This is a genomic window from Nostoc sp. JL31 (assembly GCF_017114965.1).
Lineage (GTDB): Bacteria > Cyanobacteriota > Cyanobacteriia > Cyanobacteriales > Nostocaceae > Nostoc > Nostoc punctiforme_A.
Map to the genome: position 1 here is coordinate 1 of NZ_JABXKO010000055.1, position 12,468 is coordinate 12,468.

Below are 12,468 nucleotides of genomic sequence, written 5' to 3' on the forward strand. Positions count from 1 at the left end.
GGCAGCGATCTGAGGGAGAATTTAATGCAATTAAGGGGAGTATAAAAGAGCTTCAGGGTTTTCTACACCGAACGAACGACTTTAAGATCCGGGAATAACCCTCTGGGGATTCATCTCAAACCTGCTATGTTGTAGCGTCCCGTTAAGACAGAATGAACCACAGTTCATTAGCAGTCAGGGTAATTACTTATGAATCACACATTGTCTAATCTGTCAATGTATAAGTTATAATTTGGATTTTTTATAAAGATTGCGTGAAATTACTAGTTATCATGATAAAGCATTACAAGAATTGCTTTATAAATCAACCTATGAGTAGATATCAACTCAGTGAGCAAACACACATTAAGCACTATTTATCTAGCTGGTAGATAGCAGTTTAAAAGTGAGTTCTTGCTGTTTGATTTAAACCACGAGGTATAGCACTCTGTTAATCAATATCCAAAGGACACAAATATGACTAGAATTGCCACAAAAATAGCCTTGTCTGTTCTCGGAGCAGCAGGAATTAGTTTTTTGTCTTCGATACCAGCAAGAGCCGTCATCTTTGTAGAACCCATTGTGACGACTAAAAATCAAGATGTACTCAATGCAAAAAAACCAAGAACCCTTACAGGGTTTCTACCAGGGCAAGTAATAGAATATGGTGTCCCAGATGTAGCTAATAACTTTCTAAATGCTACCGGATACGATATAAATAGCTTGGTCTTTGATTTAAAAACCCTGTCCTATAGTAATCCGAATTCTACTCCACCATTGGATAATGAAACAGTGGAGTGGGGAGATGTTAATGGAGATGGGAAGATTGGTAACTCTGCTAACCCCGATCTAAAGGATATTTTTACAGACATTACCATTGCTGGTAGTACTGTCACTTTTAGTGGTGGCGTCATCCCAAACGGAACTCTGTTTTACAATCCATTCGCTACCCTGCCTAATCTAGCGCCAGGTGCTGGAATCATTCCACCAATTCCAGCAGACCAAGAAGATAAAGATGGGCCGATCAGAGTGGCTTCTTATTACACGGCTGTTCCTGAATCAACTAACGTTTTGGGTGTACTGGTTTTTGGCGCTTTAGGCGTAGCTTTAAAATTAAAGCGATCGCTCTGTTAAGGGGACTGGGAAAGAAGCAAGGGAGCAGGGAGCAGGGGAGAAGTTGCAATAAGTTCCCCTCTGCTCCTCCGCACCTCTGCCTCTTGTGCCCATACCCTCATTCTGTAATTAACTCACGATACACTGTCATTGTTTCCTGATGGACACGGGCAACACTCAGCCTATCTAGGTTTTTCTTTGCCCGCTGTTTCCACTCTTGCAGCATCTCAGTATTACTCAGTAATTGCACTAAAACCCCAGCTAAAGCATGACTATCTTTTGCTGGCACCAAAAGACCTGCTCGCCCATTGTCTAAAGCTTCAGGAATCCCGTCTACCTGAGTGCCGACGATCGCAGTTCCAGTTTCTCTAGCTTCCGAAAGTACCAAAGGGCAAGGGTCACGGTGGGAAGCCAGCACAAATATGTCACAAGATATCAGATAGCGTTGAGGTTCTGGTTGAAAGCCTTCAAAATGAATGCGTTCTTTTACAGAAGTTGCTTGTGCCTGTGCCTCAAATAGCTGTTTATCAGGGCCATTTCCTACCAAATAAAGATGGGCTTGGGGAAAATCTGAGGCAATTTGTTCAAAGGCAGCAATTAACTCAGCAATTCCCTTGCGTTGATACATTCCGGCTACAGTGGCGATCGCTGGATGTTGTAATGGTAAAGGTAGATAATCTTGTATCTGTCTAGTGCGGGGACTGCCTAAAGTGCCGTTACATACCACCCGCAACTTGTTTTCTGGAATACCACGCCTAATCATAGAATCACATACAGCCTGACTGACAGCAATTACTCTGTCAGCTAAACCCATCAGCAAGCTAGCACGCTGAAATTCGTTGTGGACTGTAGAAACTAAAGCATATTTGCGTCCCTTAAAAATGCGTGCTAATATTACCCCCGTCATCATGTGGGCATGAACAATATCCGGTTGAAATTCAGCTGCGATCGCTCGGTAACGTATAGCTGCTTTAATCGTATTTAGCGGTTTTCTGCTTTGGTCTAAGTGATAATGTTTGACACCACAAAGCTCTAGTAAAGCCTCGTATTCTCCACCAGCAGAAACAACCGCGACCTCATAACCAGATTTTGCCTGTAGACAAGCCAGATCCACAGCCACATTCACAATACCGTTACCTATTTCTTGAACGTGGTTCAAAATATGTATGATTCGCATAATCTTTGAGATGTATATAAAAAATAAAGATAAGTAACCGCGTATAAATTAACCAACATAATTATTGAGGTCTTCAGCGACAACTCAAAAGTAGTCAGTAGTGCGTAAAATTAACCACTTTCTACTGATTAAGAGCGCTTATTACCAGTTACTTAGCTTAAAGACTTATTCAGTAACGGCTCGATAAATCGGGGTAAAACTTCAAAATTCTAAAGACTGAATCTGTTATCTCAAATTTTATATTTCCCAATACTTAGTATCGAAACTCTAGTACAGCACACCAGCCAAAACAGAGAATAAAAGCCTTTTTTAAATACTGCTTTACAAAAACAGCAATTTACTTGATTATAAAGAAGGGAATTAATGGTAACAAATAATTCATTATTACTGTTAGTAATTGTGTGAAAGCCCAGTAATGATCGAGCTTCAGTCAATTTGAGTTGAACTCATAACCTTAGTTTGAGGTGACAAAATGGCAACGTTACATACTCCACACTTCCGATTAAATTCCGTAATTCCCACCTCATATACACATAACCTAGTCTTCATCGACACAGCAGTAGAAGACTATCAGAGTTTAATTAACGGCGTTATTCCCAACACCGAAGTATTTGTTATTCAGCCGACACAGAATGGTGTTGAACAAATTACAAAGATTTTGGCAACTCGCGCTGACCAGAATTTTAACAGCATTCATATTGTTTGCCACGGTGCCCCCGGTAGCTTGCAACTTGGCAACACTCACTTGGGACTCGATACCCTCGAATACCACAGCCAGCAACTGCAACAATGGCAGAAGATATTTTCCACCTCATCCAAAACTGCTAAACCATTAGTTACATCTGCTACAACTGTAGCCAACCTACTCGTATATGGTTGCAACGTCGCTGACGGTGATGTGGGGGCAGAATTTGTTACCAAACTGCATCAACTAACAGGAGCAAATATTGCTGCTTCCCGTCAGATGATAGGCAATGCGGCATTAGGAGGTAACTGGGAACTGGAAATACGCACTGCCCAGATGGAAGTTACTCTACCGTTTACAGAAACTACTCGGAAAGCTTACGCAGGAGTACTGGCGACCTTCACAGTGAACAATACCGGGGACGCTGATGATGGTGATGGCAACAACGGCGTTACCACACTCCGGGAAGCAATTAATTTAGCTAATGCGACTACTGGGGATGATGCGATCACTTTTGGGGGAGTGTTCAAGGATACCACCCCAGATATTATCACTCTCACCTCTGGGCAACTGAAAATTACCGATGATGTCACCATTCTTGGAACTGGGGCATCAAACCTTACAGTCAGCGGAAATAATGCCTCTAGGGTGTTTGAGATATCAGGATTAGGAAGAGATGTCAGTATTGATGGTTTAAAAGTTGCTAACGGTAATGATAGCGGTATTTTGGTTAATAACAATACCCTTCTTAGCCTGACCAATAGTAATGTCTCTAATAATACGGCAACCTCCAACGGTGGCGGTATCAATAACAAAGGAACCCTTAAGCTTACCAATACTAATGTCTCTGGCAATACTGCAACCTCTAGCGGCGGCGGGATCTCTAATCAAGGCGTCCTTAGCTTAACTAAAAGCAGCGTCTCTGACAATACGGCAACCTCCAGCGGTAGCGGCATTTATAGCGAAGGCATCCTCAACGTAACTGAAAGCAGTATCTCTGGCAATACGACAAGCTCTACTGGTGGTGGTATTTATACTGAAGGTAACTTCAAGCTTACCAATAGCACTGTATCTAACAATACGGCGAATAACGGGGCTGGTATTTATAACGGAGGAGATGATCTTCCTTTTAGTATCGGTACAGCTACCCTGACTAATAGTACTGTATCTGGCAATAAAGCATTAGATAATGGGGGTGGCATTTACGACTTTAGCGACGAACTTAACATCATCAACAGCACAATTACCAATAACAACGCAACAGGTAACTACGGCATTTATGCTGAGAATGGCGGCGTTTTCAATGGATCAAATGGTACTGTTATTCTTGGAAATACCATCATCGCAGGCAACTTGGTTGAAGGAACAACTTATCTTTTAAACCCCGATGTTGAGGGCAATTTCACCGACCTTGGCTATAATCTGATTGGCAATAACATTGCTAGCACTGGCTTTACTACTAGCACCCTCGTCGGCACCAGCGCCAACCCCATTGATCCTAAACTCAGCCCACTGCAAAATAACGGCGATGCAACTTTTACTAATGCCTTAATTGGCAATAGTCCCGCCATTAACGCAGGCAATAATGCTCTGATTCCAGCAGGTATTACCACTGATCAACGGGGTGCTGGATTTGACAGAATATCTGAAGGTACAGTTGATATTGGTGCTTTAGAGTTCAATGGGGTGAATGGAACCAATGGCGCTGATAATCTAGCGGGCAAAAACTATGGTGACATAATTAACGCTCAAGCTGGGAACGATACCATCACAGGTAATCAAGGTAACGACATCCTAACTGGTGGCGGTGGCAAAGATAAATTTATTTACAATTTAGGTGACGGTGTTGATACCATCACTGATTTTGGTGGGTTAGGTAAAGGCTCAAATCCATCAGCAGCGATCGCTAGCGAATTAGATACCCTAAAATTCCAAGGTGCTGGATTAACTGCCCGAAATCTGCAACTCACCCAGAATGGTAATAATCTGGAACTCACCTTTGAAGGGGTGGCTGATGACAAAGTTATCCTGCAAAACTTTCCCCTGGAAAACCTAGATAACCTATCAACGTTGGGTAATATCCTGTTTGATGGGCAAAGCAGCATTCGTGACAGCTTTGATATCTTCAATGCCAACTCCACCCAAAGCACCATCTTCAACAAAAACACAGTCACCTTTCTCAATGACTTGAACAACAATGTCGATGGGTTTGACAACTCAGATGATGTCATTAATGGTCAGGGGGGTGATGACCGCATCGACGGCAAGAGTGGCAACGACCTACTAAAAGGTGGTGTAGGTTACGGTCAGGATACCCTTATTGGTGGTGCTGGCGATGATATTCTGGTTGGTGGTACAGGTCAAGATAGCCTCATTGGTGGTGCTGGCGATGACATCCTTGTTGGTGGTTCAAATTCCGATACCCTGACTGGCGGTAACGGCCATGACCAGTTCATCTCCCAAACCTTGGATGATATCGGCGATACAATCACTGATTTTAATCAAAGCGAGGATAAGTTAGTTCTCACTGACCTGTTTAAGAGTCGGGGCTACAGTAGCAGCAATCCCATTGGTGATGGCAACCTACAATTTTTGCAATCGGGTACTTCTACAGAAGTTAAAGTCTTTGCTTATTATTCTTTTTACACCTTGGCGACTTTGGATAATTTCACCGCGACAAATCTGGTAATTGGTAGTAACGTCCTCGTTTAGTGCTGAGAGTTCGACTGGGCGCTCATGGGCAAGTCCACCAGTGGTACAGAATCTAATTCTAAATTCTGAAGACTGGCGTTTTGATTCTGGGCATTTTGCCAGACATCATAGTACAACTCAATCAGTACAAGTTTACGAATTTGAGAATTGTTTCCCTGAGAGCGACGTGATGAAATAGCAGTTAGCAAAAACTTCCAAGACCGAGGAGAAAGTATAGATGAATCTATGATTGAAAGAAAACTCTTGAGATTTTTTTGCTTCAGTGCGACTAAAAGCCAATGGAGTTTCAGGTAATTTTTTATATCCTGAAAGACGGGAATCTTTGAGCGATGTTGCTCATTTACCAAGGCATAAATTTTTTCCTTCATCAAAATATTTGTCGCTAACCGCCGAGACAAAGAAAACTTTTGATTATACGCACCCGGCCAGATAGTGCGGTAAGCAAGACACTGGTTGAAGAAAATAGCATCGCCAAACTGAGCAATCCGAATCCAGGAATCGATGTCATCACAGTTAGCATCGAGTGTGGAGTCCCAACCACCACTTTGTAGAAAAGCATCACGTCGACAAGCTACTTGTACAGGTGTGCCAAAGGGTACAAGTTCTAAAAGCATCCCGTAATGAATATCGGCTTGGGGGATATAAAAAGCTAAACCAGGGCCAACTTGGGGGGTGCGAGAGAGTTCAACTTCATTGCCATCCACCTGAGCCGCCACACAAGAGCAGATTACAGCTTCGGGGCGAAGTGCGATCGCCTTTGCCATCTCTTCTATACAGTTGGGCGCTAAATAGTCGTCATCATCTAAAAACTTAATCCAGTCGCCGCTAGCTTTGGCAACTCCAGCATTCACCGTTGCTGCATGACCAAGGTTCACTTCGTTACGATGGTAAACAACCTTGTCCCCTAAGCTTTTGAGATAGGTTTGGGTGTGATCAGAAGAACAATCATCAGCAACAACCACCTCGCACTCCATTGTTTGGTTACGAGCCGAATCAATTGCTCTTTGCAGCAAATTCAAGCGATTATAGGTACTGATGACGATACTAAATTTCATAAATTTTTCCTTTATAGTACGGCATTCTGCAATATAGCTTCGATATGCAAGCTGTTGTATCAGTACAATTATCAATCCTAACAAGTAGACTGAAATAGGATTATCGATTTATCATTGATGATCGTGAGTTTTTTTTAAGCAGACAGAAAGACTATGAACGCTCAAGAGATTATCCGCTCCATTGAAGCGGAACAGATAAAATCGAATCTGCCCGACATTTATGTGGGCGACACTGTAAAAGTGGGAGTGAAAATCAAGGAGGGCGAAAAATACCGCGTACAACCCTACGAGGGAGTTGTGATTGCCAAGCGCAATGGCGGCATCAACGAAACTATTACAGTTCGTAAGGTTTTTCAAGGCGTGGGCGTTGAGCGGGTATTTCTGTTGCATTCTCCCCGGATTGACAGCATTAAAGTGTTACGTCGCGGTAAAGTCCGCCGTGCTAAACTATATTATCTCCGCGATCGCGTAGGTAAGGCAACCCGAATCAAGCAACGGTTTGACCGCCCTTTGTGATTCGTCCTTCAAAAGTATGGGAGAAATCTCAAGCTGCAAGCGGCATCTGCCGCTGACTTGTTTTCCCGACAAAATTAAGGTATGATATAAATCGCATATTGCGTTAAACTGAAATTTAGTTCAGCGCAATCACTGAATCAAAAACAGCTTGTGCGCTCTTAGTTCAGTTGGTAGAACGCAGGTCTCCAAAACCTGATGTCGGGGGTTCAAGTCCTCCAGGGCGCGCTCAAGAGCAAAAAAACAAAGCCCGAAATAATTACGCTGCTGCTAATATAGCAGTTAGCGCTAATAATTTCGGGTAAACTTATTGTATTTGCAGTTGTTTTGCTTCCAGTAAGTGAAATAGAGTCGAAACTGCAAAACCTAGATGACAATTAAACAGGATCTAGTATAAGAAACGGGGGATAAACGGTCGTGGCCAAAAAAAGTGAAGCAGAATTGCCAGAAACCACAAATGGGTTTAGTTTTGGCAACTTCATACAGGGAACCAAAGAAGAACTTGAAAAAGTAGTTTGGCCCAGTCGGAAACAGATAGTGAGCGAATCCGCCGCTGTGTTGTTAATGGTGGCACTCTCCGCATCTTTGATATACTTGGTCGATGGATTGTTTCATTGGGCAGCAAAACAGGTGTTCTAATGAGTTTTGCAACAGATGAACCACGCAACTCAATGTTGCAGTCAGAGGAAACAGCAGAAGCAGCAGAAGCAGCGTCAAAAGAAGCGCGCTGGTATGCAGTACAAGTAGCTTCAGGCTGTGAAAAGCGTGTAAAGACTAACTTAGAGCAACGTATTCAAACTTTTGATGTAGCTGACAAAATTATCCAGGTAGAAATTCCGCAGACGCCAGCGGTTAAAATCCGTAAAGATGGCAGTCGCCAGCATACAGAAGAAAAAGTTTTCCCTGGCTATGTGCTGGTGCGGATGATGATGGATGATGATACTTGGCAGGTGGTACGCAACACCTCTCATGTAATTAACTTTGTCGGTTCAGAACAAAAACGTGGTAGCAGCAAGGGTCGCGGTCATGTCAACCCCATACCACTAAGTTCTTCAGAAGTTGAACGTATATTCAAACAAACCAGCGAACAAGAAGCTGTTGTCAAAATTGACATGGCTACTGGTGATAAGATAATGGTGCTTTCTGGTCCATTTAAAGACTTTGAAGGCGAGGTGATTGAAGTTTCTCCAGAACGGAGTAAACTTAAAGCCTTGCTCTCAATTTTCGGCAGGGATACACCAGTAGAATTGGAATTTAATCAGGTAGAGAAACAGAGTTAAATACAAATGGCGAAGAAAGTAGTGGCGGTCATTAAACTGGCCCTGAATGCTGGAAAAGCCAACCCAGCACCGCCAGTTGGTCCCGCCTTGGGTCAACATGGTGTCAACATCATGATGTTTTGTAAAGAGTACAACGCCAAAACAGCAGACCAAGCTGGAATGGTGATACCTGTAGAAATTTCGGTTTTTGAAGACCGGAGTTTTACATTCGTACTCAAAACGCCACCCGCATCAGTACTGATTCGGAAGGCGGCGAAAGTTGAAAAAGGCTCGAATGAACCCAACAAAAAGAAGGTTGGGTCAATTACCAAAGCACAATTGCAAGAAATAGCCCAAACCAAACTCCCCGACCTCAATGCCAACGATATCGAAGCGGCAATGAAGATTGTGGCAGGAACGGCTAAAAATATGGGCGTAACAGTTACGGATTAGTCATTGGTCATTGGTCATTGGTCATTAGTCATTAGTAAGTGACTAAGGACAAAGGACAAATAACAAAGGACTCATAACTAAAAATTATCGGGGGAGAGGCGAGGCTTCGGAATTACCCCAGGAGAACAAATGCCAAAAATATCGCGTCGTTTGCACGGTCTGCAAGCAAAAGTAGAAGAAAAAGATTATCATCCCCTAGAGGCTTTAGCCCTTCTTAAAGACACAGCAACAGCTAAATTTACCGAAGCTGCGGAAGCGCATATCCGGTTAGGAATTGACCCCAAGTATACAGACCAACAGTTGCGGACAACGGTAGCACTGCCCAAAGGTACAGGGCAAATCGTCCGAGTGGCGGTGATTGCCAGAGGCGAAAAGGTAAACGAAGCCAGCAGTGCTGGTGCTGATATAGTCGGATCGGAAGAACTGATTGACGAAATCCAGAAAGGTAGAATGGATTTTGACAAGCTGATTGCCACACCCGATGTAATGCCACAAGTGGCAAAGCTGGGTAAATTGCTTGGGCCGCGTGGTTTGATGCCATCGCCCAAGGGTGGAACCGTAACATTTGATTTAGCAGGTGCGATCGCAGAATTCAAAGCTGGTAAATTAGAATTCCGAGCTGACCGAACTGGTATTGTCCATGTTATGTTTGGTAAGACAACCTTCTCGCCTGAAGATTTGTTAGTCAACCTGAAGGCATTGCAGGAGACGATTGACCGTAACCGTCCTTCAGGAGCTAAAGGTCGTTATTGGCGCACATTTTATGTGTCAGCCACTATGGGGCCATCAATTAAAGTTGATATCAGTGCCCTACGAGATTTGAAACTGAGCCAAGCAGGTTAATAATAGTTATGAGTTATAAGTTAGGAGTTAAGAATAAAACTTCTAACTCCTAACTACTCACTCCTAACTTTAAATTAAATAGGCAAAGCCGGAGACAGCAGGTGCTAATAACTTAATATCCTGCCGAGGTTAAAACTCTAATTGTCAGAATTACCACCCATAAAGGTGTGATAACTATGGCGTCAAGAGTCTTACTACTCAACCCCGGCTATATATATTAGCTGGGGTTTGTTGTTTGGGTTCAGGTTGAGATAAAAACACACAACTAGGGCACTTCCCCGATTGTTTTAAGGAGGTGAGATTGGAATGGGTAGAACACTAGAAAATAAAAAAGAGATAGTAGCTGACCTCAAAGAAACTTTGAGTGAGTCAACTCTGGCACTGGTAATTGACTATCAGGGGCTAACAGTTTCGGAAATCACAGACTTACGGCGGCGGTTACGTCCCAGTGGCACTGTTTGTAAGGTGACGAAGAACACCCTAATGGGCATTGCCATTGAAGGTAATGAAAAATGGCAGCCTTTGTCGGAATTACTCAACGGTGCTTCCGCCTTTTTGCTGGTAAAAGAAGATTTTTCATCGGCAATTAAGGCATACCAAGAATTCCAAAAAGTCACCAAGAAGACAGAACTTCGTGGTGGTGTACTGGAAGGTCGCCTACTCAAAGAACCTGATGTCAAAGTACTAGGAGACTTGCCATCTAAGGAACAACTCATCGCCCAAATTGCTGGGGCTATCAATTCCTTGGCTACCAAGATTGCTGTGGGTATCAACGAAGTTCCTGGTTCACTGGCTCGTGCTTTGCAGGCTGTGGCCGACCAAGAGCAAAGTGGTGGTAGTACCGAAACTGCTGCTGTACAAGATAGCGGCACCGAAAGCACTGCTGAAGGTGATAGTAGCACTGAAACTGCTGCTGAATAGACTTCGTGGTTCATCAGTCAAAAGTCAAAAGTCTATAGTTAAAGACCAATGACCCATGACAAATAAATAATCAAAATTACAGGAGTTATATCAATGTCTGCTGCAACCGATAACATTTTAGAACAACTAAAAACTCTTTCTTTGCTGGAAGCTTCTGAATTAGTCAAGCAAATTGAAGAAGCTTTTGGCGTGAGTGCTGCTGCACCTGTTGGCGTAGCGTTTGCAGGCCCTGGTGCTGCTGCTGCTCCTGCTGAAGAAGCTGTTGAGCAAACTGAGTTTGAAGTCATTCTCGAATCAGTCCCAGCTGATAAGAAGATTGCCGTACTGAAGATTGTCCGGGAATTGACCGGTTTGGGTCTGAAAGAAGCTAAAGACTTGGTAGAAGCTGCGCCCAAGGCAGTTAAAGAAGGTATTGCTAAGGATGCTGCCGAAGATGCTAAAAAGCGCATCGAAGAAGCTGGCGGTAAGGTGACTGTTAAGTAGTTACAATTCTATTACCATTTTTTTATTAATTAAGGAGCCTAACTTAGGCTCCTTTTTTTATCGTAGAGTCTTATGTTGCAGATAAAAATAGTATTAAGTATTAAAACGCTAATTTGTTGTTAAAAGAGCAAGGGTTACATTAAGTTGGGTTGATTTGCTTTCTTACCCATTGACGAAATGCTCTAAGCGTTGGACTTCTACCTAAAGTTCGGCTTTGTTCGACAAACCGGGGAATTTCTTCAACAATGGGCAAGTTGGGAAAAGTAGAACTAATTTCAGACTCAATGTATTTACCACCCTGAAGAATATTAATTTGTAGCTTGCCATTTTCATATCGCCACAGTTCAGGAACTAGTAATGCTTCGTAAGCATCAAGTTGAGTTTTGGAAGTAACATCAACTTCAATTGCTAAGCCAGGTGGCGGGTCAACCCTCAAGTCTATTCGCTCTTTACCAATCATTTGAGCATGATTTTGAATGTAGAAAGAATCATCAGGCTCTAAACCAAAAGCCATATCTTCACGTTTGAAAGTGGTTGAGCCAAATGTTTCGCAGTCAATCTCTAACTCTTCCAACAGAATTTTTACCAAATCTCCAATGATGACTTTGGCTTTCTCATGCTTTGGTAACAGCATTCTCATCTCCAAAGTTCCCTGGCTGTAAGCCAATCGAGTGGCTTGATGGTCGCCAAGTTCTTCTAAAATTGCCTCAAATTCTTGCCAGCTAACATCGTGGAGTATTACTCTATGTCCCGGCGGAACACTTAATTGTTGCAATTGAAATGTTACCATTAATCACTAAAATTTTGAAAATAGTACTTTTGCGTGGGTTAAGTGTGAAACTTTCTTAGATAGTTAAGGGACTTACAGTTAAAAAAATATCCAACTTGTAGGGTGTGTTATGCCTCTAGTTAACGCACCATGACAGATTAGAAAAATGGTACGTTACTTCGTTAACACACCCTACAAAATAAGATTGGATGATTTATTTTTTGGTAGTCCTTAATAATTGGACTTTAGTTATTAGCCCAAAACTTTAAGTTTCGGGCTAGTGTTGATTTTAGATTAATCCAAAATCTAAAATACAAAAGGGCAAAGCCTACGCTACTCTACAATTAATTCAAAATTCAAAATTACTTGCCGTTGCTATTACCACCATTACCATTGCTGTGAATGACACGTTCAGCAAGCTTTTCTGGCACTTCCTGGAGATGGTCATATTCCCAGTAGAAGGAACCAACGCCTAAGGTGAGCGATCGCACTCCACAACTAAATAA

General features: G+C 42.7%; 13 protein-coding genes, 1 tRNA gene and 1 other annotated feature. Of the genes, 10 read left to right on the plus strand and 4 right to left on the minus strand.

The window, feature by feature from the left end; all coding sequences use genetic code 11:
- Window positions 1–456 precede the first annotated feature (456 nt).
- Window positions 457–1,113 (plus strand): hypothetical protein, encoded by a 657-nt coding sequence (locus HWQ43_RS13705; protein WP_292734320.1) that lies wholly within the window; start codon window positions 457–459, stop codon window positions 1,111–1,113.
- 97 nt (window positions 1,114–1,210) lie between these two features.
- On the opposite strand, the gene HWQ43_RS13710 is transcribed toward HWQ43_RS13705, so the two are convergent.
- The gene (locus tag HWQ43_RS13710) at window positions 1,211–2,269 is read right to left on the minus strand and encodes a glycosyltransferase family 4 protein (protein ID WP_292734323.1); all 1,059 of its coding nucleotides are present in this window, start codon (window positions 2,267–2,269) and stop codon (window positions 1,211–1,213) included.
- 472 nt (window positions 2,270–2,741) lie between these two features.
- Here HWQ43_RS13710 and HWQ43_RS13715 point away from each other — a divergent pair, with 472 nt between their 5' ends.
- On the plus strand, window positions 2,742–5,666 hold the full coding sequence (locus HWQ43_RS13715; RefSeq protein ID WP_292734327.1) for a DUF4347 domain-containing protein: 2,925 nt from the start codon (window positions 2,742–2,744) through the stop codon (window positions 5,664–5,666).
- Here the strand turns inward: HWQ43_RS13715 and HWQ43_RS13720 are convergent.
- Complete coding sequence (locus HWQ43_RS13720; RefSeq protein WP_292734330.1) at window positions 5,663–6,721, minus strand: glycosyltransferase family 2 protein; 1,059 nt, start codon at window positions 6,719–6,721, stop codon at window positions 5,663–5,665. The two genes, HWQ43_RS13715 and HWQ43_RS13720, sit on opposite strands and share 4 nt — an antisense overlap.
- Window positions 6,722–6,874: 153 nt before the next feature.
- Between HWQ43_RS13720 and rplS the strand changes: the two genes are divergently transcribed.
- The 8 genes from rplS to rplL all read left to right on the plus strand — a co-directional run bounded on the left by rplS (window position 6,875) and on the right by rplL (window position 11,193).
- Entirely contained in the window at window positions 6,875–7,237 is a 363-nt protein-coding gene (rplS, locus tag HWQ43_RS13725) for a 50S ribosomal protein L19 (protein WP_094348921.1), read from the plus strand.
- A 152-nt stretch (window positions 7,238–7,389) separates the two neighbouring features.
- Window positions 7,390–7,462, plus strand: a tRNA-Trp gene (locus tag HWQ43_RS13730).
- Window positions 7,463–7,651: 189 nt separating this feature from the next.
- On the plus strand, window positions 7,652–7,873 hold the full coding sequence (gene secE, locus HWQ43_RS13735; protein WP_292734334.1) for a preprotein translocase subunit SecE: 222 nt from the start codon (window positions 7,652–7,654) through the stop codon (window positions 7,871–7,873).
- A complete protein-coding gene (gene nusG / locus HWQ43_RS13740) occupies window positions 7,873–8,514 on the plus strand; it encodes a transcription termination/antitermination protein NusG (protein ID WP_292734337.1) in 642 nt (213 codons plus the stop codon). The genes secE and nusG overlap by 1 nt, the downstream gene beginning before the upstream one ends.
- 6 nt (window positions 8,515–8,520) lie before the next feature.
- On the plus strand, window positions 8,521–8,946 hold the full coding sequence (gene rplK / locus HWQ43_RS13745; protein ID WP_099102703.1) for a 50S ribosomal protein L11: 426 nt from the start codon (window positions 8,521–8,523) through the stop codon (window positions 8,944–8,946).
- A 129-nt stretch (window positions 8,947–9,075) separates the two neighbouring features.
- Entirely contained in the window at window positions 9,076–9,789 is a 714-nt protein-coding gene (rplA, locus tag HWQ43_RS13750; protein WP_292734343.1) for a 50S ribosomal protein L1, read from the plus strand.
- Window positions 9,790–9,859: 70 nt separating this feature from the next.
- Window positions 9,860–10,031, plus strand: a sequence feature (ribosomal protein L10 leader region).
- A 64-nt stretch (window positions 10,032–10,095) separates the two neighbouring features.
- On the plus strand, window positions 10,096–10,710 hold the full coding sequence (gene rplJ, locus HWQ43_RS13755; RefSeq protein ID WP_292734346.1) for a 50S ribosomal protein L10: 615 nt from the start codon (window positions 10,096–10,098) through the stop codon (window positions 10,708–10,710).
- A gap of 93 nt (window positions 10,711–10,803) precedes the next feature.
- On the plus strand, window positions 10,804–11,193 hold the full coding sequence (rplL, locus tag HWQ43_RS13760) for a 50S ribosomal protein L7/L12 (RefSeq protein ID WP_292734349.1): 390 nt from the start codon (window positions 10,804–10,806) through the stop codon (window positions 11,191–11,193).
- 139 nt (window positions 11,194–11,332) lie between these two features.
- Here rplL and HWQ43_RS13765 read toward each other — a convergent pair whose 3' ends face one another.
- Both HWQ43_RS13765 and HWQ43_RS13770 read right to left on the minus strand, forming a co-directional pair.
- Complete coding sequence (locus HWQ43_RS13765; RefSeq protein ID WP_292734351.1) at window positions 11,333–11,983, minus strand: Uma2 family endonuclease; 651 nt, start codon at window positions 11,981–11,983, stop codon at window positions 11,333–11,335.
- 341 nt (window positions 11,984–12,324) lie between these two features.
- On the minus strand, window positions 12,325–12,453 hold the full coding sequence (locus HWQ43_RS13770; protein ID WP_292734354.1) for a hypothetical protein: 129 nt from the start codon (window positions 12,451–12,453) through the stop codon (window positions 12,325–12,327).
- Window positions 12,454–12,468 lie beyond the last annotated feature (15 nt).

What these genes read in the sequence shown, in the direction of transcription:
- HWQ43_RS13705 (WP_292734320.1), top strand. Translation starts at nt 457, where the DNA reads ATGACTAGAATTGCCACAAAAATAGCCTTGTCTGTTCTCGGAGCAGCA.
- HWQ43_RS13710 (WP_292734323.1), bottom strand. Translation starts at nt 2,269, where the DNA reads ATGCGAATCATACATATTTTGAACCACGTTCAAGAAATAGGTAACGGT.
- HWQ43_RS13715 (WP_292734327.1), top strand. Translation starts at nt 2,742, where the DNA reads ATGGCAACGTTACATACTCCACACTTCCGATTAAATTCCGTAATTCCC.
- HWQ43_RS13720 (WP_292734330.1), bottom strand. Translation starts at nt 6,721, where the DNA reads ATGAAATTTAGTATCGTCATCAGTACCTATAATCGCTTGAATTTGCTG.
- rplS (WP_094348921.1), top strand. Translation starts at nt 6,875, where the DNA reads ATGAACGCTCAAGAGATTATCCGCTCCATTGAAGCGGAACAGATAAAA.
- nusG (WP_292734337.1), top strand. Translation starts at nt 7,873, where the DNA reads ATGAGTTTTGCAACAGATGAACCACGCAACTCAATGTTGCAGTCAGAG.
- rplK (WP_099102703.1), top strand. Translation starts at nt 8,521, where the DNA reads ATGGCGAAGAAAGTAGTGGCGGTCATTAAACTGGCCCTGAATGCTGGA.
- rplA (WP_292734343.1), top strand. Translation starts at nt 9,076, where the DNA reads ATGCCAAAAATATCGCGTCGTTTGCACGGTCTGCAAGCAAAAGTAGAA.
- rplJ (WP_292734346.1), top strand. Translation starts at nt 10,096, where the DNA reads ATGGGTAGAACACTAGAAAATAAAAAAGAGATAGTAGCTGACCTCAAA.
- rplL (WP_292734349.1), top strand. Translation starts at nt 10,804, where the DNA reads ATGTCTGCTGCAACCGATAACATTTTAGAACAACTAAAAACTCTTTCT.
- HWQ43_RS13765 (WP_292734351.1), bottom strand. Translation starts at nt 11,983, where the DNA reads ATGGTAACATTTCAATTGCAACAATTAAGTGTTCCGCCGGGACATAGA.